This window comes from Nonomuraea sp. NPDC004702, from assembly GCF_053601695.1.
Genome location: NZ_JBSGCE010000044.1, coordinates 24344 through 50306 on the forward strand (window position 1 = coordinate 24344; position 25963 = coordinate 50306).

A 25963-nucleotide genomic window follows, 5' to 3' on the forward strand; every position below is an offset into this window, starting at 1 on the left:
TCAAGCCCGGCTGCGCCGCTTGACCATCACGACCGCGCCGCCGACGAGGACCAGGGCCACCAGCGCGCCGGCCGGGCCCAGCGGGATCGAGGACTCGTCGTCGACGTCACGGCCGAAGGTGCCGCCGCCGCCCGCCTTGGGCGCCTTGGTGGGCACGCCGGTCGGGTCGGCCTCGGCCCTGGCCACCTTGAGCGTGGCCTTGCCGACGTCGTTGGTGCCGTCGCACTTGACGTCGACGGTGTACGAGCCGCGCTTGACCGTGCCGGAGACCGTCGCCTCGCCGCGGACCCAGGGCGAGCCGTTCGCCGGGCTGCTGGTCGCGGTCGGCGTGGCCGACCCGGCCGGCACGGGGTTGAGCGGGACGCCGTTGAGGAACGCCCGCGAGGTCGCGGTGCCGGTGTGGGCCGGTCCGCCGGACGGCAGCGGGCAGTTGGCCAGGATCCACACCTTGGACGTCTCCCCCGCGGTGACCCGGTCGGGGTTGACCTGGACCGCGATGCTCGGCCTCTTGGTGGGCGGGGCGGTCGCGGTGGCCGTGGTCGTGGCGGTGGTCGTCGTGGTGGCGGTGGTGGACGTCGTGGCTGTGGCCGTCGGTGTGCCTGTCGGTGTGGTCTCGGCCGAGGCCGCACACCCGGTCAGCCCGACCACCATGATGGCACCCGCGTACGCGACTCGCCTGACCCTGAGCACCGCCGCACCCCACTTTGCCGTCTTGCACCCAGCATCCACCAAAAATGTGGATGTCGCCCCTCCTGATACCCAGAAATTCTGGGCAAATCCCTGACCAACGATCATGATTTATGTCATCGGTCCGGTACGTCAAGGGTGACAGCTTTGCCGGAAATTGACGGAGGTTTTAGCCTTAGGCCGGATCAGACGGCGTGTCGGCCCACCGGTCGCCCACCCCGCGCAGGGTAACCAGGCGGGCGTCGTCGCCGGTCTCCCGGTCGATGTGGATCTCCAGCCGGTCTTCGGCCAGCCCCTCGACCAGGCCCTCGCCCCACTCGACCACGGTGACCGACTCCTCCAGCGAGGCGTCGAGATCGAGGTCGTCGACCTCCAGGTCGCCGCCGAGCCGGTAGGCGTCGACGTGCACCAGGGGCGGGCCCTGCCGCAGCGACGGGTGCACCCTGGCGATCACGAAGGTGGGCGAGGTGATCGGCCCGCGTACCTTGAGACCTTCGGCGATGCCCTGGACGAGCGTGGTCTTGCCCGCGCCGAGCGGGCCGGACAGCACGATCAGGTCGCCGGGCCGCAGGTGGGCCGCCAGGCGGGCGCCGTAGGCCCGCATGTCCTCCGCTGTCGCCAGTCGCACTACAACTCCACTCGCTTGATCAGGTCGCGCAGCGCGTCGTTGACGATCCCCGGGCGCTCCAGCTGGATCAGGTGGGAGGTGTCGGGGATCTCGGTGACCTGCGCCTTGGGCAGCGCCGCCGCGATGGCCCTGCTGTGGTCGGGCGGGGTCAGCCAGTCGCGCTCGCCGTAGACGATGGCGGTCGGGACCGGGTCGAGGACGTGCAGCGCGGACAACTTGTCGTGGTTCATCAGGGCCGGGTAGAAGGCGGCGAACACCTCGGTGGGGGTCTGCCTGATCATCGACTCGGCGAAGTCGACCACGGTCGGGCTCACGTTCGCGGAGTCGCCGAAGCCCATGTAGCGGGTGATCAGGAACGCGATGTCGCTGCCCGCGTGCCGGGTCCTGTCGACCAGCGCGCCCTTCCTGCCCAGCAGCGACACCGTGGACGGCGCCACCTTGTGCACGGCCTTGGACACCATCGCCGGCAGCCCCAGCGTCAGCTCGGCCAGCTTGCCCGCCGAGGTCGCGATGAGGGCGACCGCCCGGATCTTGTCGCCGAACAGCTCAGGACGGCTGTCGGCGAGCGCCATGATCGTCATGCCGCCCATCGAGTGGCCGACCACCACGCACGGGCCGGGCACGAACTCCTCGATCACCTCGGCGAGGTCCTGGCCCAGCCGGTCGATCGTGCTGTCGTCGGCCGTGCCGCGCTGCGAGCGGCCGTGGGAGCGGATGTCCCACAGCACCAGGCGGTGGTTCTCGCGCAGCTCCTTGCGCTGGTAGTGCCACGATTCGAGGTTGAGGCAGTAGCCGTGGCACATCACGATCGTCAGCGGCGCGTCCTCGGGGCCGTCGATCTCGACGTGGAGCGCCACCCCGTCGGAGGTGACGAGCGTGCGCTCCCTGCCGCGCAGCTCGCCGAACGGCTCGCTGGCCTCCTCGTCGTGCCGCAGCCTGATCCGGCCGACCGCGTAGCGCTTGGCCAGAGCCGCCGCCGCGACACCGGCCGACGCCGCTCCGACGATCGCGCCGGCGATTCCGACCCTGCGCCGCCGTGTTGTCGTCGTCATGTCCCCGATCCTTCTCCGCTCATGGCCGCTCCGGAGTGCCCGCCGTCACATGCTGGTGGACCCGTGGCACCCGGGAACCGATCCTGGTCACGATCTCATGCGTGATCGTGCCGAGGGTATCCGCCCATTCCTGGGCGGTCGGCTCACCCCCGTCGCCGGGACCGAACAGCACCACCTCGTCGCCCGGCGACAAGGGGTCGTCGCCGACGTCGATCACGAACTGGTCCATGCACACCCGGCCCGCCACTTTCCGGCGGCGCCCGCCCGCCAGCACCTCGGCTCTTCCCGACGCGTGCCGGAGTATGCCGTCGGCGTAGCCGAGCGGCACGAGGCCGAGGGTGGTCTCGTGGTCGGTGACGTAGAGGTGACCGTAGGAGACGCCCGACTCCTGAGGGACCCGCTTGACGAGCGCGATCCTGGCCGTCAGGGTCATGGCCGGACGCAGCCCGAAGTCGCCCAGCTCGGGGACGGGGCTCAGGCCGTACATGGCGATGCCCGTCCTGACCAGGTCGAAGCGGGCGGCCGGCAGGGTCAGGACGGCGGCCGAGTTGGCCAGGTGCCTGATCACCGACGGCCCGGCGGCGCCCGCCTGCTCGGCCTGCTTCAGCGCGCTCTCGAACGCCTCAAGCTGCTGGTCGACCGAGGGATGGCCGGGCAGGTCGGCGCAGGCGAAGTGGGACCACAGGCCGACGATCTCGACGACGCCCTCCGCCCGCAGCGCGAGCGCCCTGCTCAGCAGGCCCGGCCAGGCGGCCAGCGGCGCGCCGCCCCTGCTCATGCCGGTGTCGGCCTCCAGGTGCAGCTTGGCCGGACGGCCCACGCGGCGGGCGGCGGCCGCGATCTCGTCGAGCAGGCCCTCGTGGGCGGCCGACAGCTCGATGTCCTGTGCCACCGCCCGGTCGAGGGGCTCGCCGGGGGTGATCAGCCAGGCCAGCACCGGCGCGGTGACGCCGCCCTCGCGCAGCGCCAGCGCCTCGGCGACGAAGGCCGTGCCCAGCCTGGACGCGCCGCCCTCAAGGACGGCCCTGGCCGAGGGCACCAGCCCGTGGCCGTAGGCGTCGGCCTTGACGGCCCCCATCAGCTCGGCGCCGCCCGCCCGCTCCTTGAGCAGGGCCACGTTGTGCCGGATCGCGGACAGGTCGACCCGCGCCTCGGCGGGGGTGGCCATCGAGGAGTACATCTCTCCAGTGTGGCAGCTCAGACGGGTGGTCGAGCGCGGTTCGCGCCGCTCAGCGACGGCGTTCGCCGTGGACGGACCGGATCGCCTCAGGGACGGGATTCGCCGTGGACGGACCGGACGGCCTCAGGGACGGGATTCGCCGTGGACGGACCGGATGGCCTCAGGGACGGCCGCCGCCACCCCGGCCGCGGTGAGCGGGGCGCCGCGGGCGGCCAGCCGGCCGGCCAGCCCGTGCACGTACGCGCCGACCGAGCCCGCGTCGTAACAGCACAGCCCCTGGGCCAGCAGCGCGCCCGCCACGCCCGACAGCACGTCGCCGGTGCCCCCGGTGGCCAGCCACGACGTGCCGGTCTCGTTGACGCGGACCGGCCTGGCCTCCTCGGCCACCACCGTGGTCGAGCCCTTGAGCAGCACGGTCACGCCCAGCTCGGCCGCGGCCCGGCGGGCGTGCTCCAGCCGGGCGGCCTCGATGTCGTCACGGCTCACGCCGATCAGCCGCGACAGCTCGCCCGCGTGCGGCGTGATCAGCACGGGCGCCCGCCTGCGCAGCAACGACCGGTCGCGGGCCACCAGGGTGAGCCCGTCGGCGTCGATCAGCACCGGGACGTCCGAGGCCAGCACGCGGGCGGCCAGCTCGTGCGCCCAGTCGCCGGTGCCGAGTCCCGGCCCGAGCAGCCACGCCTGGACGCGGCCCACGTCCTCGACGGACGGCCGGTCGAGCGGCGTGATCACCGCTTCCGGCCAGTGGGCGCGCACCTGCTGGACCGGCTCGTGGGTGCCCGCGTAGCGGACCAGGCCCGCGCCCGCCCGCAGCGCGCCGCCCACGGCCAGCACTGCCGCGCCGGTGTACAGGTCGCTGCCCGCGGCCACCCCGAGCACGCCCCTGCGGTATTTGTCGGACTCGTTGCCGGGTCTGGGCAGCAGGTCCTCCACGTCCGCGCGGGTCAGCGCCGCGACGTCGGGGTCGGGCAGGAAGGGGCCGAGCCCGATGTCGACCAGCTCGACCCGGCCCGTGTGCGCGGCGCCCGGATCGACCAGCAGCCCCGTCTTGCAGGCCCCCATCGTCACCGTCACCCGCGCCCGCACCGCCGCGCCCGCGACCCGCCCGGTGCTCGCCTCGACGCCGCTCGGCACGTCGACCGCGACGATCGTGCCGTGGGCCGCGTTCGCCTCCTCGGCCAGCCGGGCGTACGGCTCGCGCAGCGCGCCCGCGGCCCCGATGCCCACCAGCCCGTCCACGATCAGGTCGGCGTCCCGGATCTCCTGGACCGCTGACGGGCCGGCCACGCGGCCTCCGGCGTCGAGGAAGGCGCGCAGGCCGCCCTCGTGCGTCTTCGCGCCGGCCAGGACCGCCTCGACCCGGGCTCCCCGGCGGGCCAGGCGCTCACCGGCGTAGAGGGCGTCGCCGCCGTTGTCGCCGCTGCCGACCAGCAGCACGACGCGGGCGCCGTACACCCGGCCCAGCAGGTCGGCGCAGGCGGCGGCCAGACCGTGGGCGGCCCGCTGCATGAGGGCGCCCTCGGGCAGGCGCGCCATCAGCGTGCGCTCGGCGTCCCGGATCTGGTCGGCGGTGTAGGCGGTCTTCATGGCCTCACTCCGTTCGGCTGCTCGGTCGCCATATGCCGCCGCCTTCCCCCGCTCCGGTCGCTGCTCCACGCGAGGGCACTCCCTGGCGCGCATGATCCGAAACTATCCCTCCGCGATCACATAGGCCACGGCGACGCCCCCGTCATGGCTGAGCGACAGGTGCCAGCGCTTGACCCCGAGGCCGTAGGCCACCTCGGCGACCTTGCCCGACACGTGCAGCTCGGGCTTGCCCAGCTCGTCGCAGCGCACCTCGGCCTCCAGGTGCCCGAGCCCCCTGGGCGCGCCGAGCGCCTTGGCCACGGCCTCCTTGGCGGCGAACCTGGCGGCCAGCGAGTGCGCCGGCAGCGGCCGTTCGATGTCCGTGAACAGCCGCTCGCGCAGCTGCGGCGTACGTTCGAGAGCCGCCTCGAAGCGGGCGATGTCGACGATGTCCACTCCGATACCCAGGATCATCGTCCCAGGCTACTCAGAACAGGCCGCGCTCCCACGGCCCCCAGATGGCGAACGACCGCCCCTGGACGGCCTGCACGTTGACGTAGAGCGTCTGGCCGCCCGGCCCGAACGTCGAGCCGGCGAACTCGGCGCCCGGATCGCCGGGGATCGGCTGCAGGCGGCAGAAGTCGAAGATCTCGCCCGTCCTGGTGAGGCCGCGCAGGAAGTTGTCGCCGTCGCCGTCCTCGCAGAGCACCAGCGTGCCGCGCCGGCTGACGGTCACGTTGTCGGGCAGGTCGAGCGCCGACGAGCGCGGCGACTCGTAGACCAGCCGCAGCCGCCCGCTCCACGTCTCGTACGCCCACACCTGGCCCCGCCCGTCGCCGAAGCCGGGAGGCGGCCGGTCGCCCGGCGCGGTGGCTCCGCCCTGGGTGGAGACGAAGTACACCACGCCCTGGTGGAAGACCGCGCCCTCCAGCCTGGCGAAGATCGCCGCGCCGCCCGCGCGCCCCTGCCGGCCCACCGCCTGGACGGCCTCCTCGTACGGCGGCCTGCCGGTGAAGCGGGGGTCGGGCTCGTCGATGTCCACCCAGCGCGTGGCGTAGGAGGCCCCCGCCCGCTGCCCGCGCGACAGGTCGGCGCGCTCGACGCCGTCGACGGCGAGCATCTGCAACCGGCCGCCGTCGAGCAGCCGGCCCTCCCGCATCGGGTGCTTGGGCGGCAGGTAGCGGTAGAAGCCGGAGGGGAAGGAGAAGTTGTCCTCGGTGAGGTAGACGGCGCCGGCGGCGGGGTCGAAGGCGGCCGACTCGTGCGGGAAGCGGCCGGCCGACCTGATCGGGCGCGCGCTCGCGACCCCGCCGACCGGCACCTCGAACAGGTAGCCGTGCCTGCGCTTGAGCTTGGTGTTGTCGTTCCCGGACGGGTCGTCGCCCACGTCGGGGCCGTTGACCGTCTCCTCGCAGCTCACCCAGGCCCGCCAGGGCATCGGGCCGCCGGAGCAGTTGGTCATGGTGCCGTTGAGCGAGGGGCCGCTGCTGAGCACCTCGCCGTGGCGGGTGACGTGCAGGGTCGAGGTGCCGCCGCCGGCCGCCGGGTCGTAGGCGGTCCCCTTGTCGCCGAACGCGCCGACCGGGCCGGTGACCTCGTGGTTGCGTACGAGGATCGTGCTGCCCTTGGGGCCGCTGAAGGCCGCCATGCCGTCGTGCCGGCCCGGGACGGTGGAGCCGTCGGTGAACTTCTCGCCCGCGGCGCTGAACGAGCGGTACCGGAAACCGTCGGGGAGGTGCAGGCGCACCTTGCCGTCGCGCAGGTCGGCGACCGGTCGCAGCGGCCCGTAGCCGACGGCGGGCCGGACGCCGCCCCTGGCCCCGGCACAGGCGACCCCGGCGAAGGGCCCGGCCACGGCCAGCACGTTGGCGAGGAAGCGACGGCGATCCACAAGACCTCCCGGGAGGCTACGTCCGGAACAGTAGCCGCCCGCCGGTTCCGGCACGCCCGGATCGTCAGGACCGGTCTTTCTTCCCGGAATCATGCTTTGGTAATCCCACGTTTTTATCCACAGGCTGTGGATGGCCGCCGCGCGCCACCCGCCCATGATCGCATTTGTCCCCCATCGCTACGCTGCCTAGGTGAACAACGGCTACGTGGAACTGAGCAGGGAGCAGTGGAGCGAGCTCCGCAAGAACACGCCCTTGACTCTCACCGCAGACGAGCTGGAAGACCTGCGCGGCGTCGATGACCCCATCGACCTCACCGAGGTCACCGACATCTATCTCCCCCTGACCCGGCTGCTCAACCTGCACTTCACCGGGTCCAAGCAGCGCAGCAGCGTGCTGAGCGCCTTCCTCGGCGACGCGGGGACGCGCGTGCCGTACATCCTGGGCATCGCCGGGAGCGTCGCGGTCGGCAAGTCGACCACGGCGCGGCTGCTGCACACCCTGCTGGCCCGCTGGCCCGAGCACCCGCACGTGGAGCTGATCACCACCGACAGCTTCCTCTACCCCAACGCGGTGCTGGAGGCCAAGGGCATCATGCAGCGCAAGGGCTTCCCGGAGAGCTACGACCGGCGCGCGCTGGTCAGGTTCGTGGCGGAGGTCAAGGCGGGCGCTCCCGAGGTGTACGCGCCGGTCTACAGCCATCTGGAGTACGACATCGTCCCCGGCGCCCGCCAGGTCGTGAAAAATCCAGACATCTTGATCATCGAGGGGCTGAACGTCCTCCAGCCCGCCCCGCCCACGTCCCTGGCCGTCAACGACTACTTCGACTTCTCCATCTACGTGGACGCCAAGGTCGAGGACATCCGCACCTGGTACGTCGAACGGTTCCACAAGCTGCGCCGCACGGCCTTCGAGGACCCGAAGTCCTACTTCAAGTACATCGCCGAGCTCACCTACGAGCAGGCCACGGACTTCGCGGTCAACGTCTGGCGCGACATCAACGAGCGCAACCTGGTCGAGAACATCGCCCCCACCAGGGGACGCGCCGACCTCGTCCTGCAGAAGGGCGCCGACCACGCGGTCAGGCGGGTACGGCTTCGCCGGACCTGAACACCTCGTCGAAGACATAGGCGGCGAACCGGCCCGCGCACTCCTGGTCGTCGATGTCGGCGAACCAGCAGCCCTCACCATGATCGTGGCATCTGAAGAGAGTCATGTGAGGCAGCCTCGCGTACGGCGGTCAACGCGACGTCAATGTCCGATGGACAACAATGGCGGGGTGCTGCATCTCCGACTGATCATCCCTGCCGACCGCACCGACGAGGCCGTCGCGCTGTTGCAGGAGTGCACGGGCGTCACCAACGTCATCGTGCTGCCCGGGGCGGCCCGCGAGCCGGCGGGCGACGTCGTCCTCTGCGACGCCGCCCGCGAGGCGGCCAACGAGGTGATCAGCCGGCTCAAGTGGGTGGAGGACGTCGGCTCGATCGCCATCGAGCAGGTGGACCTGTCGCTGTCCAGGGCCGCCACGGCGGCGGTCGAGGAGGCGCCCGGCGATCCCGACGACGCGGTGGTGTGGGAGGAACTGGCCCACAAGGTCTCCAGCGACTCCCGCATCACCTGGGCCTACCTGGCCTTCCTGGCCATCGCGACGCAGCTCGCGGGCATCGGCGTGCTGCAGAACTCGCCCATCCTGATCGTCGGCGCGATGGTGCTCGGCCCGGAGTTCGGCGCGATCGCCGCGATCTGCTTCGGCCTGCTGGGCCGGCGCGGACGCCTGATCACCACCGCTCTGCGGACCCTGGTCATCGGCTTCACCGTGGCCATCGCCATCACCTTCGCCTGCGCGCTGGTCTCCAACTGGCTGGGCTGGATCGACATCGGCAACCTGAAGGTGAACGCGGAGGTGCAGTTCATCGTCAAGCCGGACAAGTGGTCGTTCATCGTGGCGCTGCTGGCGGGGGCGGCGGGGGTCCTGTCGGTGACGGCGGGCAAGTCCTCGGCGCTGATCGGCGTGTTCATCTCGGTCACCACGGTCCCGGCGGCCGGCTACCTCGCCGTCGCGCTGGGGCTCGGCGACTGGGCGGAGGTCGCGGGGTCGGTCTCGCAGCTCGCGGTGAACATCCTCGGCATGGTCATCTCGGGCACCGCCACGCTCGTGGTCCAGCGGAGATTCTGGCCTCAAGTAGGACAGCGTTCATCCGTGTGAACGAGGCCACGCCCACCCCGCGCCCGGTAGGGTCCGCCACATGCACATCCTCGCCACCGAGGGGCTGACCAAACGTTTCCCCACCGTCACCGCGGTCGACGGGCTCACGGTGACCGTGGGATCCGGCGTCACCGGGCTGGTGGGGGCGAACGGCGCGGGCAAGTCGACACTGATCAAGATGCTGCTCGGCCTGCTGCCGCCCAGCCAGGGCGCCGCGCGGGTGCTCGACCTCGACGTGACCGCGCAGGGCGCCGAGATCCGGCGGCTCGTCGGCTACATGCCCGAGCACGAATGCCTCCCTCCCGACGTCTCCGCGACCGAGCTGGTCGTCCACCTCGCCAGGATCTCCGGGCTGCCGCGCACGGCCGCCCGCGAGCGCGCCGCCGACGTGCTGCGCCACGTGGGCCTGGCCGAAGAGCGCTACCGCCCGATCGGCGGCTACTCCACCGGCATGAAGCAGCGGGTCAAGCTGGCCCAGGCTCTCGTGCACGACCCCAAGCTCGTCTTCCTCGACGAGCCCACCAACGGGCTCGACCCGCGCGGCCGCGACGAGATGCTGACGCTGATCAGGCGCATCGGCACCGAGTTCGGCATCAGCGTGCTGGTCACCTCCCACCTGCTGGGCGAGCTGGAACGCATCTGCGACCACGTGATCGTCATCGACGGCGGCCGGCTGCTGCGCTCGTCGGCGATCTCGGAGTTCACCCAGGCCACCCAGACCGTCACGGTCGAGGTCGAGGACGGCCTGGAGCCCCTGGCCCGGCGCCTGACCGAGACCGGCCAGACCGTCTCCCAGCAGGGCCGCCTGCTGGTGGTCAAGGTGCTCGGGCCCGAGACCTACGACGCCGTCCGCGACGCCGCCGTCGACCTCGACCTGTGCCTGATCCGCCTCGAACAGGGACGCCACCGCATCGAGGACGTCTTCAGGGAGGAGGCGGCCAATGTCTGAGATCTACGACATCGGCTACCGGCACTACGACGGCCCCCGCATGGGCGGCGCGTACGCCACCCGCGCGCTCACCGTCCACAGCCTGCGCGGCATCTTCGGCCTCGGCCGTCCGGCGCGCAGCAAGATCGTGCCGTTCGCGCTGGTCGTCATCATGCTGCTGCCCATGGTGGTGTCGATCGCGTTCATGGCGCTGGCCAAGCAGCGCGGCATCCCCTACAGCGGGTACGCCGTCGTCATGCAGGCCGTGGTGGCCATCTTCCTGGCCTCCCAGGCCCCCACGGTCGTCGCCCCCGACCTGCGCCACCGCGTGCTGCCCCTGTACCTGTCGCGGCCGATCTCGGTCTTCCAGTACGTGACCGCCAAGGTGATCGCGATGACCGCCGCGCTGTTCCTGCTGGTCGGCGGGCCCCTGACGCTGCTGTGGATCGGCGAGCTGGTCGTGGACATGCCGGGGCCGCCCGCCACCGGCGAGTACTTCGGCGCGCTGCTCATGGCGCTGGTGCTGGCGCTGCTGCTGTCGGCGTTCGGCCTGGCCCTCGCCTCGTTCACGCCGCGGCGCGGGCTGGGTGTGGCCTCGGTGATCACGGTCTACCTGCTGTCCTCGGCGTCGGTGCCGCTGCTCTACGGCACGATGCTCAACACCGGGAACGAGTCGGGGGCCGCCTGGGCCTGGTTGATGAACCCGTTCTGGCTGGTCGACTCGGTGCAGTCGTGGCTGTTCGGCACCCCGTCCCACGCCGACGGCCCGTACCCGAACGGTCCCGCCTCGGCGGCGATCCTGGTGGTGCTGATCGGCGTCGGCCTGGCCGCTCTCGCGCTGCGCTACAGGAAGGCGGCCTCGCGATGAAGATCGAGCTCTCCCAGGTGTCCCGCTGGTACGGCAACGTGGTGGCGGTCAACGACGTGACCATGACGATCGGCCCCGGCGTCACCGGCCTGCTCGGGCCCAACGGCGCGGGCAAGTCGACGTTGCTGCACATGATGGCCGGGTTCCTGGCGCCGTCCGGCGGCTCGGTCACGCTGGACGGCACCCAGGTCTGGAAGAACCACCACATCTACCGAAATATCGGTCTGGTCCCGGAACGTGAGGGCGTGTACGGCTTCCTCACCGGCTGGCAGTTCGTCCTGTCCGCCGCCCGCCTGCACGGCCTCCCCGACCCCGTCGAGGCCGCGCGCAAGGCCCTGGCCACGGTCGAGATGGAGGAGCCGAAGGACCGCCGGGTGGAGACGTACTCCAAGGGCATGCGCCAGCGGGTCAAGGTGGCCGCCGCCCTCGTCCACGACCCGGCCGTGCTGCTGCTCGACGAGCCGTTCAACGGCATGGACCCGCGCCAGCGCCTCCACCTGATGGACCTCATCCGCGCCATGGGCACCGCGGGCAAGACGATCCTGTTCAGCTCGCACATCCTGGAGGAGGTCGAGCGGGTCGCCCAGCACATCGAGGTCCTGGTGTCCGGCCGGCACGCCGCCTCGGGCAACTTCCGCGAGATCAGGCGCCTGATGACCGACAGGCCCCACCTGTTCGTCATCCGGTCCAGCGACGACAGGAAGCTCGCCGCGGCCCTGATCCGCGACGAGTCGGCCGGCGGCATCACGCTCCGCCCGGACGGCCTGGAGGTCCAGGCGACCGAGTTGCGGCGCTTCGCCCGGCTGCTCCCCCGCGTCGCCCGCGACGAGGGTGTGCGCCTGCACCAGGTCTCCCCCGCCGACGAGGACCTGGAGAGCGTCTTCGCCTACCTGATCAACAGGAGCACCTGAATGAACACCGTGGTCGCGGGCATCACGTACCGCTCACTGCTCGGGCGTCGCCGCATCATCCTGCTCCTGCTGCTCCCGCTGGCCCTGATCGCCCTGGCCGTGCTGCTGCGCGTGGCGACCGGCGCCGACCAGAAGCTGGCCGTGGACCTGATGCAGAAGTTCGCCGTCCAGGCGATGCTGCCGCTGCTGGGGGTCATCGCGGGCACCGGCGTCATCGCACCGGAGATCGACGACGGCACCGTCATCCACCTGATGTCCAAGCCCATCTCCAGGCCCGTGATCGCCCTGACCAAGTTCGGGGTGGCGGCCTCGCTCATGGCCGTGTTCGGGGCCCTGCCGACGTACGTGGCGGCCTGGATCCTGGTGGGCGGCGAGGACGGCATCGCGGCCGGCTTCGCCCTCGGCGCCCTGATCGCCGGCATCGCCTACGCCGCGCTCTTCCTGCTCCTCGGGGTCGTGACCAAGCACGCGGTCACGATCGGCGTCATCTACGCCCTCGTCTGGGAGGTCACCGTGGTCAACCTCATCCCGGCGGCGGGCAGGTTCTCGATCCAGGCGTGGGCCGCGTCCATCGCCGATCAGATCTCCGACTCGCCGTTCCTGGAGTCGAAGGTCGCGCTGGGCTTCGCCGTGCCGGCGCTGATCGTGGTGACCGTGGCGGCGGTCTTCTGGGCCGGCCGCAGGTTGCGGGCGTTCGCCCTCACCGGCGACGAGTAGCGGCCCGGCGGGTACGGCGCGCGGCCGTACCCGCCCAGGCGCGTCAGGAGGCGCAGGCCGTACGGACCACGTCGGCCAGGCGGCCCGCCACCTGGTTGGCGTGCTCCTCGGAGGCGGCCTCCACCATCACCCGGATCATGGGCTCGGTGCCGCTCGGCCGGATCAGCACCCGGCCGGTCTCCCCCAGCTCCGCCTCGGCCTCGGCCACGGCGGCGATGAGTTCGGGCACCGACGCCTTGCCCTTGTCGACGTCCTTGACGTTGATCAGGATCTGCGGCAGCGGGGTCATCACCGAGGCCAGCTCCTTCAGCGGGACGCCCGACTTGGCCACCACGCCCAGCAGGTGGAGCGAGGTGAGCAGGCCGTCGCCCGTGGTGGCGTGGTCGAGCATGATGACGTGACCGGACTGCTCGCCGCCCAGGTTGAACCCGTCGGACTTCATGCGTTCGAGGACGTAACGGTCGCCGACCGCGGTCTCGATCACGGTGATGCCGCTCTCGCGCATCGCCAGCTTGAAGCCCAGGTTGGACATGACGGTCGCGACCACGGTGTCCTTGGACAGCAGGCCGTCGCCGTGCATGGCGGCGGCGAGCACCGCCATGATCTGGTCGCCGTCGACGACCGTGCCGGTGTGGTCGACCGCCAGGCAGCGGTCGGCGTCGCCGTCGTAGGCCACGCCCAGATCGGCGCCCCTGGACACGACTATCTGCTGGAGCTTGTCCAGGTGGGTGGAGCCGTGCCCGGCGTTGATGTTGAGCCCGTCGGGTCTGGCGCCGATGGCCTCGACCCGGGCGCCTGCCCGCACCAGCGCCTCGGGCGCGACCATGTGGGCGGCGCCGTGCGCGCAGTCGACCACGACGTGCAGGCCGTCGAGCGCGGCGGTCATCGTGGTCAGGACGTGCGAGATGTAGCGGTCGGCCTCGCCGTACGCGTCGCGCACGCGGCCGACCCCCGAACCGACGGGGAAGGACCAGCTCTCACCGAGCCGGCGCTCGATCTCGTCCTCGACCGCGTCGGACAGCTTGAAGCCGCCCCTGGCCAGGAACTTGATGCCGTTGTCCGGCGCCGCGTTGTGCGAGGCGGACAGCATGACGCCGAGGTCGGCGCCGAGCGCGGCGGTGAGATGGGCGACGGCCGGGGTGGGCAGCACGCCGAGGCGCAGCACATCCACTCCGGACGCCGCGAGGCCGGCGACCACTGCGGCCTCCAGGAACTCCCCGGAGGCTCGCGGGTCCCGGCCCACGACGGCCACGGGACGACGTCCCGTGGCCGCGAACGCGCCCGCATCACCGAGTACATGGGCGGCCGCCACGGACAGGTCCATGGCGAGCTCGGCCGTGAGGTCGCGACCAGCGACCCCACGTACCCCGTCGGTGCCGAAAAGGCGCGCCAATTTAGCGCTTGCTGTACTGCGGAGCCTTGCGGGCCTTCTTGAGGCCGTACTTCTTCCGCTCCGTGGCGCGGGCGTCACGGGTGAGAAAGCCGGCCTTCTTCAGCGGCGGGCGGTTGACGTCGACGTCCAGGATCGCCAGGGCGCGGGACAGGCCCATGCGCAGCGCGCCGGCCTGGCCGGTGACGCCGCCGCCGTCGATGCGCGCGATGACGTCGAACGCCTCTTCGGCGCCGAGGACCACGAAGGGCTCGTTGACGATCTGCTGGTGGACCTTGTTCGGGAAGTAGACGTCCAGCGAACGACCGTTGATCGTCCACTTGCCGGTGCCGGGGACGATGCGCACGCGGGCGATCGCCTCCTTGCGGCGACCGGTGCCGTACGAGTTACCCGTGGTGACGGGCTTGCGCACGGGCGCGTCAGCGCTGGCAGCGGACTCGGTGGTGTACTCGGACGGGAAGTCCTCGCCGGAGAATTCCTCCAGCTCGGTCTCGACGACCGTCTCGACACCGGTGGGCTCAGCCACGGTTCTCCTCTAACTCTTTCGAACTACTACTGGGCGATCTGGGTGATCTGGAACTGCACCGGCTGCTGGGCCTGGTGCGGGTGGTCGGAACCCGCGTAGACCTTCAGCTTCTTGGCCATCTTCCGGCCGAGGGAGTTCTTCGGCAGCATGCCCTTGACGGCCTTCTCGACGGCCTTCTCCGGCCGCTTGTCCATGAGCTCGCCATAGGTGACGGAACGCAGACCGCCCGGGTAGCCCGAGTGACGGTACGCCTTCTTCTGCTCACGCTTGTTACCGCTCAGCGCAATCTTGTCGGCGTTGATGACGATGACGAAGTCACCGGTGTCGACGTGGTTGGCGAAGATCGGCTTGTGCTTGCCGCGGAGCAGGTTCGCGACGTGGCTGGCCAGCCGGCCCAGCACGACATCGGTCGCGTCGATGACGTACCACTGACGCTGGACGTCGGCGGGCTTCGGTGAGTACGTGCGCACGGTCGTAGCCTTCTTTTGCTCGCGTCTTCGGCGCTGTCGGATGCGACAGCTACATGGGTCGGTCGGTGCGGGCACACGGCAGCCCGGACCTTCCGTCTCCCGAGCCCGATGGGCTTGACGATGGGAGATGACGCCGGACGCGCCGCGCATCGGTCACGCTGGACCTATGCACACAACGAACGATTAGGTTACCCGCCTATCGGCGCGCAGGTCAAAAGACCGGTAACCCTGCACGAGTCTACCTGACAGCAGAACGGTTCCATTTCGTTTCCCTGGGATCCCTTCTTTCCCAGTACCCGACATCTCTATCGTTAGCTGCGGTATGTGGCGGAACTCTCACACCCGGCAAACCCAGCGGGGCGCGCGGCGCCGGAACAGCCTGGGCGTGCTGGCCTGCCTGATGGCCGCGCTGTTCACCGGCGTGCTGCTCGGCCGGCTGTCCGACGACGTCGAGCCCACCGCCCACATCTACCTCAACGAGACCGCCCCGCCGGCCGCGGCCACCGCGCGTCCCGCGCCCACCGCCGGGCAGAAGGCCCGGCCCGAGCTGGACCGCATCCCGCGACAGGCCAGCACGGTCAGGACGCCGCGCGGCAGGTCCACCCCGAGGCCCACGAAGACCCCCGAAGGGCAGATCGCCGGCTTCGACGCCGCGGACGACCCCACCCAGGTGTTCACCGGCGGCGGCGACCAGGCCAAGGTGATCCCCGGCATGGCCGCCCGGGTCGTCACGCTCACCAACGCCGCCCGCGCCGAGCACGGCTGCGGGCCGCTGCGGGTGGACGGCAGGCTGGGACGCTCGGCGCGCGAGCACTCGCTGGAGATGGCGCGCACCGGGCAGCTCGCCCACAACTCCCCCGACGGCGCCTCCCCCTGGGACCGCATGGACCGGGCCGGCTACCACTGGGGCGCCGCCGAGAACATCGGCAACGGCTACAGCACGCCCGAGCAGGCCGTACGCGGCTGGCTGGACAGCCGCGACCACCGCAGGAACATCCTGGACTGCACCCTCAAGGCCATCGGCGTCGGCGTCGCCGCCGGACCGGACGGCCCATGGTGGACCCAGGACTTCGGAACTCAATGACGAACATCACGGTAATGTCTCCGCATGGTTTCCAACGGCAATGAGGAACGTGGCATGGACAGCGGTCCCCGCCGTTTGCGCAGGGAGCGCGCCGCCGAGAACGAGACCACTCAGCAGTCTCCGTTCCCGCAGCCGCCGTCCTCGCAGTCCCCTTTCCCTGGGCCTTCGCAGCCGCCGCAGTCAGCCCGCACCGGCCAGTTCCTGCCGCCCGAGCAGCCCGGCCAGCCGGGGTCGTTCGGTCAGTCCGGGTCGTTCGGCCAGTCCGGGTCGTTCGGCCAGTCCGGGTCGTTCGGTCAGCCGCCGTATTCGTCGCAGTCCGAGCAGTCGGCGCAGCCGGGCCAGCCGGGCCAGCCAGGGCAGGCGGGGGAGTCCGAGCAGCCGCCGCAGCCACAGCAGAGCCGGGTCGGCTGGAGCCCCTACGACGAGGGTCGGCGCTCGCGCGCCCCGCTGTACTTCGCGATCGGCGGCGTCCTGCTGCTGGGCCTGCTCGGCGGCGGACTGGCGCTGATGTGGAACGCGGACGGCCCCAGCACCGCCGAGGCCGGCGCCCCCACGAGGACCTCCGCGCCGCTCCCCTCTGCCCCGCCCGGCAAGTACGGCTTCGCCGCCGAGCGCAAGACCGACCCCGACCCGATCACGGTCAAGGAGATCTTCGGCTCGACCAAGAAGATCAACGTCTCGGGGCGCTCGTACGAGATGACGGTCACCAGCAAGGACAAGAAGTGCACCGACGGCGCCCTGGGCGACAAGCTCCAGAAGGCGCTCAAGTCGGGCAAGTGCACCCAGCTCCTCCGGGCCAGCTTCCGCGACAAGTCCGGCAAGGTGATTGGCACGATCGGCGTGGCCAACCTCAAGACGAGCGGCACCGCCAGCAAGGTGGCCAAGGTCGGCGACGCGAGCAACTACGTCAAGCCGCTGGCCGGCAAGGACAGCGTCACCAAGATGCTCGGCTCGGGCAGCGGCGGCGCCAAGATCTCGACCCATGGCCACTACGCGATCATGGTGTGGTTCCAGAACAAGGACGGCAGCAAGCCGGACAAGAAGGAATCGAAGCGCATCCTCGAAGCCATCAAGGACCTCAGCGACGCGACCGTCTTCAAGGCTCTGGACAACCGTTCGATGACGGGGAGCGCGCTCAGCTGAACCGGCATCCCGCCCGATAACCCCCCAAAGAGGGCAGCGGATCCCGTGGGGAACCCCCATACCGACATAACGATCTCGCTACTCTCGCTAGGCTCGCCCTATGCGTGGCCAGGAACCCGGGTCTGAGCACGATCGCAGGGAAGCCGACCGTACGACCGCATCACCGATGCCACCGCCGAGTTTCGGCCGCATCGGCAGCGGCGTCCCGTCGGCGTTCTCTCCGTCAGGTGAGCCGACCGGCGACGAGACGCGGGTTCCAGGTGGCACTCCACCGGAGCCCGAGGAGGCGTCCGCCGGCGTACAGCCGTGGGAGGTGGCCGACGACGACTCGGCCCCCTACGACTGGTTCGCCGACGACGCCCCCGACACCACCGCTCCACCATCCCCGACCTCCCCCGCCTCCCCTCCCCACCCCTCCATCAGCACCCCCTTCGGCACCCCAGGCCCCTCCTCCGGGCCCGGCGCCCCGAGCCCCTCCTCCGGGCCCCTCGCCCCCGGCGCCTCCTCCGGGCCCCATGCCCCAGGCGCGTCCTCGGGGCTTCGCTCGCCAAGCGCCGCCTCCGGGCCCGCGGCCCCAGGCGCCGCCTCCGGGCCCAATGCCCTTCCCGCGACCTCCGGCCACCGCCCGGGGGGCTCCTCCGAAGCTTCTGGCCCCTTCAACGTCCCTGCGCATCACGCCCCCTACGGAGCGCCCGTCCCCACCACCGGCGCCCCCTTCGCGCCTCCCGAGGCCGACGCCCCTCAGGGCCCGAGAATCGACGAAGACACCGTCGCCGCCATACGGGTCCCCCGCAGAGACACCGGCCCCTGGCCAACCGGCACACCGAACACCCCCACCGGCGCTCCCCCTACCCCCACCGGCGCTCCCCCCGCCTCGGGCCCCGCGGCCTCCGGATCCGGCATCCCCGGCACACCCGCCCCCGGCCCCAACCCGGGAGCCCCCGCCTCCGCCCCCGGCACCTCGGGAACGCCTGCCTCCACGTCCCACATGCCCGGAACGCCCGTCTCGGCTTCCGACCCCGCAGGGATTGCCGATGCCCCCGAGTGGGCGGTTGACGCCCCGACGAGGCCCGCCTGGGCCCCCCAGATCTCCGACACAGCCGGCGAGCCGTCCCGATCGCCCGCCCAGCCGCCCTCATGGGCGCCCCAAGCTCCCGACCAGGCCGCCTCGCCGCCCAGAGCCGTCACCGGCCCCGGACGCCCCCTCGGCACCCCAACCGAAGCCGGCTGGGGCCCCAGGCCATCCAGCGAGACCGGGCCGAGCGCAGGCACCCCCGACACACCCGCCTGGGCCCCCCAAGCTCCCGACCAAACCCCCTGGACCCCCAGAAACGCCACCGAAGCCACTTGGGGCCCACAGCCGGGAAACGACGCCAGCTGGAGCCAGCACCCAGGGGGCAACCCTGCCGTGGGCCCACAGCCGGAGACCGGCGCCCCCTGGAGTCCGCAACCCGAAAGCGACACCAGCTGGAGCCAACACCCAGGAGGCAGCCCCGACCAGGGCCCACAGCCGGAGGCCGACGCCCCCTGGAGCCCGCAACCCGAAAACGACACCAGCTGGAGCCAACACCCAGGAGGCAGCCCCGACCAGGGCTCGCAGCCAAAGGACGACACCTCCTGGAGTCGGCAACCCCAGAACGACGCCAGCCGGGGTCCGCAGCCCACGGAGAACGCCAAGCGGGGTCCGCAGCCGGAGGACGACGCCTCCTGGACTCCTGCTCCCGGCCAGTGGGCCGCCGTCCCGGAGGAAGACCCTCCCGCCTGGCGAGGCCAGTCGGCCGCGCCGGGTGCGCCGGGCGCGCCGCCGTGGGAGCAGCCAGGGCCGGTCGTACCGGGTGCGCCGCCGTGGGAGCCGCCGCCGGCGTTCACGGCCGCCGCCGCGGGCCTTCAGGTGTGGCCCGCCCCGGTCGCCGACCCGCACGTCATGCCTCCCTGGCCCGCCGCCACGGGCGAACTCGTAGCCGAGCCGGACACCGACGACCCGGCCCTCGGCGACCCCACCGCCCGATTCCCGACCACCCAGGCCGGCCGCCCCACAGAGCCGCCGGTCACCCCGTCGACCGCCGCCACCGGCACCCCCGCCACCGGCACCGCCGCCTCCGGCGTGCCCGCCGACCCGAACGCCACCGCACCGGCGTTCCCCCACGACCCCGCCACGCCGCACGACCCTGCCACGCCGTACGACCAGGACGCCGCCCCGTACGCCCCCAGCCACCCGCCGTACCCCGCCGACGCCCTCGACACCCCGGACGCCGCACCACACGACGGCCCTGACGCCGCACGGTTCGGTTCCGGGCCCGCACACTTCGGCCCCGCCGCCGGACGCTTCGCCCCCGAAGCCGGGTCATACGCCCCCGACGCCGGTTCGTACGAGCCCGATGCCGGTTCATACGAGCCCGATGCCGGTTCGTACGACCCCGATGCCACCCGTCCGGGCGGCATCCCCAAGGCGGCCCACTACTTCGACCCCGAGGCCGCCAAGCGCGACGCCGCCGCCACCGTCCAGCAGCACGCCACCCCGCCCCCTCTCCACGAGGAGCACGACCCGGCAGCCCTGGACACCCCGCCTCAGGGCATGCGCGCGTCCGACCCCCGCGAGGAGCCCACCGGCCCCATGCGGACGGCCCACTACGTCGAGCCCCACCCCACCAACCCGACGGGCCGCCCCCCGGAGCCGGGCGACGTCCCCGTATGGCCCCCCATGCCCCCCGCCGAGGAGAAGCGCCCGGAGGACAGGCACCCGGACGAAAGCCCCGACGAGGCGACGCAACGCACAACCGGCCACTCTCCCGACACGTCTGCACAGAACACCCACCCAGCAGAACAGAGCCAGGACGACAAGCACGCCGAACCGAAGCCTTCGCCAGAGCCGCGTCAGGACCCGTCCCCCACCCAGGACAAACTTCCCGACCTGCCCTTCAACCAGGACCTGTGGACGAAGAGGCCCGGTACCGCCCTGGACCTCCCCACCCCGCCCCACGGCACGCCCACCTTCCCACCCGGCGCGTTCCGGCAGCCCCCGTTCCAGATCCCGCCGCCACCGCCCCCGGCCCGCGGCAAGAGCAAGCGAGCCCTGCTCGTGACACTCGGCGCCCTCGCCCTGGCCGGCGTCGCGACCGGCGGTTTCTTCGCCTACCGCGCGCTGAACACCGCCCCGCCGGCCGCCACGACCGCGGGCGCCACCCCCGCCCCGCCCACGCTGCTGCCCACCTCGGAGCTGACCACCAGCCCGCCCGCCGACGTGCCGGGCGCGTCCATGCTCAATTCGGAGGAGACCGACCCGAAGAAGATGTCCCTGACGGAGGCGTTCCCGAAGAAGAAGGTCTCCGCCGCCGGCACGACGTTCACCAGGGTCAAGACCGACACCGAGACGAGCTGCGACAAGGCGGCGACCGGCGCGTTCGCCGACGCGCTGCGCGAGCGGCAGTGCAGCCGGATCATCCGGGCCACCTTCGTCGACAGCAAGCGCCGCTACGCCGTGACCACCGGCATCGCGGTGCTGCCGACCAAGGAGGACGCCGTCCAGACCGACCAGGCCAAGAACCTCTCGCGCAACGTCTGGTTCCGCGCGCTGCCGGGTGCGAAGGGAAGCGGGGGCGAGCGGGTGTCCATCGCCGGCGGGTACGCGGCCGGCCTGGTGTGGGGCAGGTACATCGTCTTCAGCTACGCCACCCACGCCGACGGCCACACCCCGGACGCCGGCGACAAGACGCTGGCCAAGGTCAGCGGGGCGTTCCGGGACCAGACCTCACTCGTCCTGGAGCGCCGCGTCACCAAGGGCTGAGAGCGTGCGGACCCGCCGGGTGGCGGCGGCCCGCGCGGCGAGTTCGTCCGCCGCCGGGTAGCCCACCTCCTCCAGGCACAGCCCGTGCGCAGGCGCGACGTGCACCCCGGAGTCGCGTACGGCCCGGGTCAGCACCTGGCCGGGCCACTCCACCGGCCGCCGCCCGTCGCCCGCGGCCAGCAGTGAGCCCACCAGCGCCCGGACCATCGAGTGGCAGAACGCGTCCGCCACGACGGCGGCCACCAGCACGCCGTCCGCCTCGCGCGTCCACTCCAGGCGCTGCAGCTCCCTGATCGTCGTGGCGCCCTCGCGCTTCTTGCAGAACGCCGCGAAATCGTGCTCGCCCACCAGCCGCCGGGCCGCCTCGTTCATGGCGTCGAGGTCCAGCGGACGGCTGTGCCAGACCACCTCGTGCCGCCGCAGCGGATCGACCCCGCCCGCCGTGTCGCACACCCGGTACGCGTACCGCCGGAACATCGCGGAGAAACGTGCGTCAAAGCCCTCAGAAGCCACCGAGACCCGATGAACGCGTACATCCAGCGGCAGGATCCCACCCAGCCGCCGGACGAGCGCAGAGAGCCGCTCATCGAGTTCCAGGGGCCCGCGGTTGCCGTCGAGCTCGGCCAGTGACGCGGCCGGCACGTCCACGTGCGCCACCTGGCCGCGCGCGTGCACGCCCGCGTCCGTACGCCCGGCCACGGTCAGCGCGGCGGGCTCGCCCAGGCGCAGGATCCTGGTGAGCGCCAGCTCGATCTCACCCTGGACCGTACGGCGACCGGGCTGCCTCGCCCATCCGGAGAAGTCGGTCCCGTCGTATGCCAGATCCAGGCGGAGCCGTAGCACGATCGTCCCTTTCGCGTTCACGGAAAAGGGCCCGGACCCCCGCGAAGGGGATCCGGGCCCGATTCAACCAGCCTGAGAGATCAGGCCTCGTCCTTCTTCGCCTCGGCCTCGGCGGCCGGAGCCTCCTCGGCGGCAGCCGGGGTCTCCTCGGCGGCGGCCTCGGGGGCCTCGGGCGCCTCGGTCTCGGCGGCTTCACTCTCCTCGGCGGCCGGAGCCGGAGCGGCAGCGGCGGCCGGAGCCTCGGTACGGCGGGTGGTGACACCGTTCAGCGGCTCGGACACCAGCTCGATGACGGCCATCGGAGCGTTGTCGCCCTTACGCGCGCCGACCTTGGTGATCCGGGTGTAACCACCCGGACGCTCGGCGAACGTCACCGCGATCTCGGTGAACAGGTGGTGAACCACGCCCTTGTCCTTGACCACGGTCAGGACCTGGCGACGGTTGTGGATGTCGCCCTTCTTCGCCTTGGTGATCAGGCGCTCCGCCAGCGGACGAAGGCGCTTGGCCTTGGCGACCGTCGTGCGGATCTTGCCGTGGCGGAACAGGTCCGTGGCGAGGTTCGCCAGGATCAGCCGCTCGTGCGCCGGGCTGCCGCCAAGACGTGCACCCTTGGTGGGCTTGGGCATTGCTTTCTCCTCTTGGGTTAACCCGCCCCGGCCGTACCAGGTACCGGAGTCGGGCCGGCCGCAGTCACCACGACTGGGCCGTTACGTTCGTCACGCGCCGAGCGGCTGGGCCACTCGGCGCGTGCGGGGCACGTGCGGAGACGGGTCTCCGCACGAGGCTCAGTACTGCTCGGTCTCGACGTACGCGCTGTCGTCGTCGTCGTAGCCGCCGCCGGCCACCGCGCTCGGGTCGAACCCGGGCGGGGAGTCCTTGAGCGCCAGCGACATCTCGTGCAGCTTCTGCTTGACCTCTTCGATCGACTTGGCCCCGAAGTTCCTTATGTCGAGAAGGTCCTGCTCGCTGCGGGCGACGAGCTCACCCACGGTGTGGATGCCCTCGCGCTTGAGGCAGTTGTAGGAGCGAACGGTCAGGTTCAGCTCCTCGATCGGCAGCGCCAGGTCGGCGGCCAGGGCGGCGTCGGTCGGCGACGGGCCGATGTCGATGCCCTCGGCCTCGACGTTGAGCTCACGGGCCAGGCCGAAGAGCTCGACGAGGGTCTTGCCGGCCGAGGCCACCGCGTCGCGGGGCTTCATGGCGGGCTTGGTCTCGACGTCGAGGATGAGACGGTCGAAGTCGGTGCGCTGCTCGACTCGGGTCGCCTCGACCTTGTAGGTGACCTTGAGCACCGGGGAGTAGATCGAGTCGATCGGGATGCGCCCGATCTCCTGGCCCGGCTGCTTGTTCTGGGCGGCGGAGACGTAGCCGCGACCGCGCTCGACGGTCAGCTCCATCTCCAGCTTCGCCTTGCCGTTGAGCGTGGCGATGCGCAGCTCGGGGTTGTGCACCTCGACACCGGCCGGAGGCGCGATGTCGGCGGCGGTGACCTCACCCGGGCCCTGCTTGCGCAGGTACATCACGACCGGCTCGTCGTGCTCGGAGGAGACGACCAGTTCCTTGAGGTTCAGGATGATGTCGGTGACGTCTTCCTTGACCCCGGGAACGGTCGAGAACTCGTGCAGCACGCCCTCGATGCGGATGCTCGTCACGGCCGCGCCCGGGATGGACGACAGCAGCGTGCGACGCAGCGAGTTGCCGATGGTGTAGCCGAAGCCCGGCTCCAGCGGCTCGATGACGAACCGGGACCGGGTCTCGTCGATCGACTCTTCGAGAAGAGTCGGACGCTGAGCGATCAGCATGGTGGGTTCTCCCCTTGTCGTGTGGCGCCCGCCATATGACGCCACTCCGATAAACAGTCTAGTTCGGGTACGGAAATCCGCACCCGAACTAGGACGTCAGTGACTACTTGGAGTAGTACTCGACGATGAGCTGCTCTTGGACCTGGGTGTCGATCTGCTGGCGAACCGGCAGCTGGTGGACCAGGACGCGGAGCTTCTCCGGCACGACGCCGAGCCACGCGGGAACCGTGCGCTCGCCCGCGGTCGCCCGAGCGACCTCGTAGGGCAGCAGGTTGCGCTTGGTCTCGCGGACCTCGATGATGTCGTGCTCGCGAACGCGGTACGACGGGATGTCGACCTTCTTGCCGTTCACCAGGATGTGGCCGTGGCGCACCTGCTGGCGGGCGGCGTCACGCGACTGGGCGAAGCCGGCGCGGTAGACGACGTTGTCGAGACGGCTCTCCAGGATCTGGAGCAGCACCTCACCCGACTTGCCGCTCTTGCCCGCGGCCTCCTCGTAGTAGTTGCGGAACTGCTTCTCGAGGACGCCGTAGATGCGACGGGTCTTCTGCTTCTCGCGAAGCTGAAGCTGGTACTCGGACTCCTTGGGGCGTCCGCGGCCGTGCTCACCCGGCGGGTAAGGACGGATCTCGATGGGGCACTTGGCGGACTCGCACTTGCTGCCCTTGAGGAAGAGCTTGGTCTTCTCGCGACGGCAGAGCTTGCAGTCCGCGCCCGTGTAACGAGCCATTTCTCAATATCTCCTGGGGAAATTCAGACGCGGCGGCGCTTCGGCGGACGGCAGCCGTTGTGCGGGACCGGCGTGACGTCCTGGATCGAACCCACCTCAAGGCCGGTGGCCTGGAGGGAGCGGATCGCGGTCTCACGGCCGGAGCCGGGACCCTTGACGAACACGTCGACCTTGCGCATGCCGTGCTCCATGGCGCGGCGGGCGGCGTTCTCGGCGGCCATCTGGGCGGCGAACGGGGTGGACTTACGGGAGCCCTTGAAACCCACGTGGCCGGCGCTGGCCCAGGAGATCACGTTCCCGTTCGGGTCGGTGATCGAGACGATCGTGTTGTTGAACGTGCTCTTGATGTGGGCGTGCCCGTGAGCGACGTTCTTCTTTTCCTTGCGGCGCACCTTCTTCGGGGCACCCTGACGGCTCTTAGGAGGCATTGTTTGCCATTACTCCTGAGATCTTCGGTCCGCGGCTGTGGACTACTTCTTACCGGGCTTCTTCTTACCGGCGACGGTCTTCTTCTTGCCCTTACGGGTACGCGCGTTGGTCTGCGTGCGCTGACCGTGGACCGGAAGGCCCTTGCGGTGCCGGATGCCCTGGTAGCAACCGATTTCGATCTTGCGACGGATGTCGGCCTGGACCTCGCGGCGCAGGTCACCCTCGATCTTGAAGTTCGCCTCGATGTAGTCACGCATCGGGACGAGCTCGGTGTCGGAGAGCTGGTGCACGCGGAGGTCGCCGCTGACACCGGTCGCCTGGAGGATCTCCTGGGCGCGGGTGCGGCCGATTCCGTAGATGTAGGTGAGAGCGATCTCCAGCCGCTTCTCGCGGGGGAGGTCGACGCCAACCAGGCGAGCCATGGTCGGGCATTCTCCTTCTTTTGGGCGGAGGTCTTGCGCCGCACTACCCCTCCCCATGCCCGGGGTGAGGGCCCCGGCCTCCGACCGGGGGTCTCCTGAGTGGTACGGATCGCTCCGCCGGCCCAGGTGTGAGACGCGATTACTGTCGCGGGCTCCTCATGCGTCGAGCCCGCTCCCTAAATCGGGGCGGACTCGGAGAAACCTTGCGTACGACTAACCCTGACGCTGCTTGTGGCGCAGGTTGTCGCAGATCACCATGACGCGACCGTGCCGGCGAATCACCTTGCACTTGTCGCAGATCTTCTTGACGCTCGGCTTTACCTTCATTGTCCTTCGTGTTCCTCAGACGTCTTACTTGTATCGGTAGACGATCCGCCCGCGACTCAGGTCGTAGGGGCTCAGTTCAACGACTACCCTGTCGTCCGGCAGAATTCGGATGTAGTGCATCCGCATCCGTCCGCTGATGTGGGCCAGGACCTTATGGCCGTTGTCGAGCTGCACCCGGAACATGGCGTTCGGGAGCGACTCAACCACAGTGCCCTCGATCTCGATGGCGCCGTCTTTCTTGGCCAAAATCCCTCGCGTTTCACTGATCGGTCGTCTGAGGCTCCGGTTCACTAAGCAGCCGCGACCTCACGCTTCGAAGAGAGCGGCGATCGGCAAAGACCGCCGACGCGTGATAGTCATAGTGAGCCGACTAAGGAGTGT

The 25963-nt window shown here is 70.9% G+C and carries 28 protein-coding genes; 9 read left to right on the forward strand and 19 right to left on the reverse strand.

What is annotated here, in order from left to right:
* The 7 genes from ACWEJ6_RS38305 to ACWEJ6_RS38335 all read right to left on the reverse strand — a co-directional run bounded on the left by ACWEJ6_RS38305 (position 1) and on the right by ACWEJ6_RS38335 (position 7004).
* Positions 1-651: a hypothetical protein gene (locus ACWEJ6_RS38305; RefSeq protein ID WP_397165084.1), complete on the reverse strand. Its 651-nt coding sequence runs from the start codon at positions 649-651 to the stop codon at positions 1-3.
* Positions 652-862: 211 nt separating this feature from the next.
* Positions 863-1315: a tRNA (adenosine(37)-N6)-threonylcarbamoyltransferase complex ATPase subunit type 1 TsaE gene (gene tsaE / locus ACWEJ6_RS38310; RefSeq protein ID WP_352318666.1), complete on the reverse strand. Its 453-nt coding sequence runs from the start codon at positions 1313-1315 to the stop codon at positions 863-865.
* Positions 1315-2367, reverse strand: coding sequence for an alpha/beta fold hydrolase (locus ACWEJ6_RS38315; RefSeq protein ID WP_387669239.1), 1053 nt, complete (start codon positions 2365-2367; stop codon positions 1315-1317). Before ACWEJ6_RS38315 ends, tsaE begins: the two co-directional genes overlap by 1 nt.
* A 19-nt stretch (positions 2368-2386) precedes the next feature.
* On the reverse strand, positions 2387-3535 hold the full coding sequence (gene alr, locus ACWEJ6_RS38320; protein ID WP_452430264.1) for an alanine racemase: 1149 nt from the start codon (positions 3533-3535) through the stop codon (positions 2387-2389).
* A gap of 135 nt (positions 3536-3670) precedes the next feature.
* Positions 3671-5134, reverse strand: a complete 1464-nt coding sequence (locus ACWEJ6_RS38325) for an NAD(P)H-hydrate dehydratase (protein ID WP_452430220.1) — start codon at positions 5132-5134, stop codon at positions 3671-3673.
* Positions 5135-5236: 102 nt separating this feature from the next.
* Positions 5237-5587, reverse strand: a complete 351-nt coding sequence (locus ACWEJ6_RS38330; protein WP_357982729.1) for a holo-ACP synthase — start codon at positions 5585-5587, stop codon at positions 5237-5239.
* A 13-nt stretch (positions 5588-5600) separates the two neighbouring features.
* Positions 5601-7004 carry a PhoX family protein gene (locus tag ACWEJ6_RS38335; RefSeq protein ID WP_452430223.1) on the reverse strand — a complete coding sequence of 468 codons (1404 nt, stop codon included), beginning with the start codon at positions 7002-7004 and terminating at the stop codon, positions 5601-5603.
* A gap of 205 nt (positions 7005-7209) precedes the next feature.
* Here ACWEJ6_RS38335 and coaA point away from each other — a divergent pair, with 205 nt between their 5' ends.
* Entirely contained in the window at positions 7210-8112 is a 903-nt protein-coding gene (coaA, locus tag ACWEJ6_RS38340) for a type I pantothenate kinase (RefSeq protein ID WP_352362923.1), read from the forward strand.
* Here the strand turns inward: coaA and ACWEJ6_RS38345 are convergent.
* Positions 8084-8218 carry a hypothetical protein gene (locus ACWEJ6_RS38345; RefSeq protein WP_452430225.1) on the reverse strand — a complete coding sequence of 45 codons (135 nt, stop codon included), beginning with the start codon at positions 8216-8218 and terminating at the stop codon, positions 8084-8086. The two genes, coaA and ACWEJ6_RS38345, sit on opposite strands and share 29 nt — an antisense overlap.
* A gap of 63 nt (positions 8219-8281) precedes the next feature.
* On the opposite strand from ACWEJ6_RS38345, the gene ACWEJ6_RS38350 reads away from it, so the two are divergent.
* Genes ACWEJ6_RS38350 through ACWEJ6_RS38370 form a run of 5 tightly spaced genes read left to right on the forward strand, consistent with a single transcriptional unit; the run spans position 8282 to position 12632 of the window.
* Positions 8282-9208, forward strand: coding sequence for a DUF389 domain-containing protein (locus ACWEJ6_RS38350; protein WP_452430228.1), 927 nt, complete (start codon positions 8282-8284; stop codon positions 9206-9208).
* 40 nt (positions 9209-9248) lie between these two features.
* Positions 9249-10157 carry an ABC transporter ATP-binding protein gene (locus ACWEJ6_RS38355; RefSeq protein ID WP_352362861.1) on the forward strand — a complete coding sequence of 303 codons (909 nt, stop codon included), beginning with the start codon at positions 9249-9251 and terminating at the stop codon, positions 10155-10157.
* A complete protein-coding gene (locus ACWEJ6_RS38360; RefSeq protein WP_452430230.1) occupies positions 10150-11004 on the forward strand; it encodes an ABC transporter permease in 855 nt (284 codons plus the stop codon). Before ACWEJ6_RS38355 ends, ACWEJ6_RS38360 begins: the two co-directional genes overlap by 8 nt.
* Positions 11001-11915: an ABC transporter ATP-binding protein gene (locus tag ACWEJ6_RS38365; RefSeq protein WP_352362865.1), complete on the forward strand. Its 915-nt coding sequence runs from the start codon at positions 11001-11003 to the stop codon at positions 11913-11915. The genes ACWEJ6_RS38360 and ACWEJ6_RS38365 overlap by 4 nt, the downstream gene beginning before the upstream one ends.
* A complete protein-coding gene (locus tag ACWEJ6_RS38370) occupies positions 11916-12632 on the forward strand; it encodes an ABC transporter permease subunit (protein ID WP_452430233.1) in 717 nt (238 codons plus the stop codon). It abuts the gene before it with no gap.
* Positions 12633-12675: 43 nt separating this feature from the next.
* Here ACWEJ6_RS38370 and glmM read toward each other — a convergent pair whose 3' ends face one another.
* From glmM to rplM, 3 genes are read right to left on the reverse strand one after another with little or no spacing between them, the layout of a single operon-like run.
* Positions 12676-14025: a phosphoglucosamine mutase gene (gene glmM, locus ACWEJ6_RS38375; protein ID WP_358282147.1), complete on the reverse strand. Its 1350-nt coding sequence runs from the start codon at positions 14023-14025 to the stop codon at positions 12676-12678.
* A gap of 1 nt (position 14026) precedes the next feature.
* Positions 14027-14548 (reverse strand): 30S ribosomal protein S9, encoded by a 522-nt coding sequence (gene rpsI / locus ACWEJ6_RS38380; RefSeq protein WP_125644639.1) that lies wholly within the window; start codon positions 14546-14548, stop codon positions 14027-14029.
* A 26-nt stretch (positions 14549-14574) separates the two neighbouring features.
* Positions 14575-15018, reverse strand: a complete 444-nt coding sequence (gene rplM / locus ACWEJ6_RS38385) for a 50S ribosomal protein L13 (protein WP_352328322.1) — start codon at positions 15016-15018, stop codon at positions 14575-14577.
* 322 nt (positions 15019-15340) lie between these two features.
* Here rplM and ACWEJ6_RS38390 point away from each other — a divergent pair, with 322 nt between their 5' ends.
* From ACWEJ6_RS38390 to ACWEJ6_RS38400, 3 genes are all read left to right on the forward strand, one after another.
* The gene (locus ACWEJ6_RS38390; RefSeq protein WP_364338135.1) at positions 15341-16102 is read left to right on the forward strand and encodes a CAP domain-containing protein; all 762 of its coding nucleotides are present in this window, start codon (positions 15341-15343) and stop codon (positions 16100-16102) included.
* Positions 16103-16156: 54 nt separating this feature from the next.
* On the forward strand, positions 16157-17245 hold the full coding sequence (locus tag ACWEJ6_RS38395) for a hypothetical protein (protein ID WP_452430237.1): 1089 nt from the start codon (positions 16157-16159) through the stop codon (positions 17243-17245).
* A 1924-nt stretch (positions 17246-19169) separates the two neighbouring features.
* The gene (locus ACWEJ6_RS38400) at positions 19170-21029 is read left to right on the forward strand and encodes a hypothetical protein (protein ID WP_452430239.1); all 1860 of its coding nucleotides are present in this window, start codon (positions 19170-19172) and stop codon (positions 21027-21029) included.
* Here the strand turns inward: ACWEJ6_RS38400 and truA are convergent.
* From truA to infA, 8 genes are all read right to left on the reverse strand, one after another.
* Entirely contained in the window at positions 20994-21872 is an 879-nt protein-coding gene (gene truA, locus ACWEJ6_RS38405) for a tRNA pseudouridine(38-40) synthase TruA (protein WP_358282140.1), read from the reverse strand. The two genes, ACWEJ6_RS38400 and truA, sit on opposite strands and share 36 nt — an antisense overlap.
* Positions 21873-21952: 80 nt before the next feature.
* Complete coding sequence (rplQ, locus tag ACWEJ6_RS38410; RefSeq protein ID WP_452430242.1) at positions 21953-22498, reverse strand: 50S ribosomal protein L17; 546 nt, start codon at positions 22496-22498, stop codon at positions 21953-21955.
* Between the two features lie 159 nt (positions 22499-22657).
* Entirely contained in the window at positions 22658-23674 is a 1017-nt protein-coding gene (locus tag ACWEJ6_RS38415) for a DNA-directed RNA polymerase subunit alpha (protein ID WP_043623495.1), read from the reverse strand.
* Positions 23675-23777: 103 nt separating this feature from the next.
* Entirely contained in the window at positions 23778-24404 is a 627-nt protein-coding gene (gene rpsD, locus ACWEJ6_RS38420) for a 30S ribosomal protein S4 (protein ID WP_352327498.1), read from the reverse strand.
* A 23-nt stretch (positions 24405-24427) separates the two neighbouring features.
* Positions 24428-24832: a 30S ribosomal protein S11 gene (rpsK, locus tag ACWEJ6_RS38425; protein WP_020542285.1), complete on the reverse strand. Its 405-nt coding sequence runs from the start codon at positions 24830-24832 to the stop codon at positions 24428-24430.
* A gap of 42 nt (positions 24833-24874) precedes the next feature.
* Complete coding sequence (rpsM, locus tag ACWEJ6_RS38430) at positions 24875-25255, reverse strand: 30S ribosomal protein S13 (RefSeq protein WP_125644650.1); 381 nt, start codon at positions 25253-25255, stop codon at positions 24875-24877.
* 213 nt (positions 25256-25468) lie between these two features.
* Entirely contained in the window at positions 25469-25582 is a 114-nt protein-coding gene (gene rpmJ / locus ACWEJ6_RS38435; protein WP_003956441.1) for a 50S ribosomal protein L36, read from the reverse strand.
* A 24-nt stretch (positions 25583-25606) separates the two neighbouring features.
* Complete coding sequence (gene infA, locus ACWEJ6_RS38440; protein ID WP_012887858.1) at positions 25607-25828, reverse strand: translation initiation factor IF-1; 222 nt, start codon at positions 25826-25828, stop codon at positions 25607-25609.
* Positions 25829-25963: the final 135 nt, after the last annotated feature.

What these genes read in the sequence shown, in the direction of transcription:
- ACWEJ6_RS38305 (WP_397165084.1), bottom strand. Translation starts at nt 651, where the DNA reads ATGGTGGTCGGGCTGACCGGGTGTGCGGCCTCGGCCGAGACCACACCG.
- ACWEJ6_RS38315 (WP_387669239.1), bottom strand. Translation starts at nt 2,367, where the DNA reads ATGACGACGACAACACGGCGGCGCAGGGTCGGAATCGCCGGCGCGATC.
- alr (WP_452430264.1), bottom strand. Translation starts at nt 3,535, where the DNA reads ATGGCCACCCCCGCCGAGGCGCGGGTCGACCTGTCCGCGATCCGGCAC.
- ACWEJ6_RS38325 (WP_452430220.1), bottom strand. Translation starts at nt 5,134, where the DNA reads ATGAAGACCGCCTACACCGCCGACCAGATCCGGGACGCCGAGCGCACG.
- ACWEJ6_RS38330 (WP_357982729.1), bottom strand. Translation starts at nt 5,587, where the DNA reads ATGATCCTGGGTATCGGAGTGGACATCGTCGACATCGCCCGCTTCGAG.
- ACWEJ6_RS38345 (WP_452430225.1), bottom strand. Translation starts at nt 8,218, where the DNA reads ATGACTCTCTTCAGATGCCACGATCATGGTGAGGGCTGCTGGTTCGCC.
- ACWEJ6_RS38355 (WP_352362861.1), top strand. Translation starts at nt 9,249, where the DNA reads ATGCACATCCTCGCCACCGAGGGGCTGACCAAACGTTTCCCCACCGTC.
- ACWEJ6_RS38360 (WP_452430230.1), top strand. Translation starts at nt 10,150, where the DNA reads ATGTCTGAGATCTACGACATCGGCTACCGGCACTACGACGGCCCCCGC.
- ACWEJ6_RS38365 (WP_352362865.1), top strand. Translation starts at nt 11,001, where the DNA reads ATGAAGATCGAGCTCTCCCAGGTGTCCCGCTGGTACGGCAACGTGGTG.
- ACWEJ6_RS38370 (WP_452430233.1), top strand. Translation starts at nt 11,916, where the DNA reads ATGAACACCGTGGTCGCGGGCATCACGTACCGCTCACTGCTCGGGCGT.
- ACWEJ6_RS38390 (WP_364338135.1), top strand. Translation starts at nt 15,341, where the DNA reads ATGTGGCGGAACTCTCACACCCGGCAAACCCAGCGGGGCGCGCGGCGC.
- ACWEJ6_RS38395 (WP_452430237.1), top strand. Translation starts at nt 16,157, where the DNA reads ATGGACAGCGGTCCCCGCCGTTTGCGCAGGGAGCGCGCCGCCGAGAAC.
- ACWEJ6_RS38400 (WP_452430239.1), top strand. Translation starts at nt 19,170, where the DNA reads ATGCCTCCCTGGCCCGCCGCCACGGGCGAACTCGTAGCCGAGCCGGAC.
- rplQ (WP_452430242.1), bottom strand. Translation starts at nt 22,498, where the DNA reads ATGCCCAAGCCCACCAAGGGTGCACGTCTTGGCGGCAGCCCGGCGCAC.
- ACWEJ6_RS38415 (WP_043623495.1), bottom strand. Translation starts at nt 23,674, where the DNA reads ATGCTGATCGCTCAGCGTCCGACTCTTCTCGAAGAGTCGATCGACGAG.
- rpsD (WP_352327498.1), bottom strand. Translation starts at nt 24,404, where the DNA reads ATGGCTCGTTACACGGGCGCGGACTGCAAGCTCTGCCGTCGCGAGAAG.
- rpsK (WP_020542285.1), bottom strand. Translation starts at nt 24,832, where the DNA reads ATGCCTCCTAAGAGCCGTCAGGGTGCCCCGAAGAAGGTGCGCCGCAAG.
- rpsM (WP_125644650.1), bottom strand. Translation starts at nt 25,255, where the DNA reads ATGGCTCGCCTGGTTGGCGTCGACCTCCCCCGCGAGAAGCGGCTGGAG.
- rpmJ (WP_003956441.1), bottom strand. Translation starts at nt 25,582, where the DNA reads ATGAAGGTAAAGCCGAGCGTCAAGAAGATCTGCGACAAGTGCAAGGTG.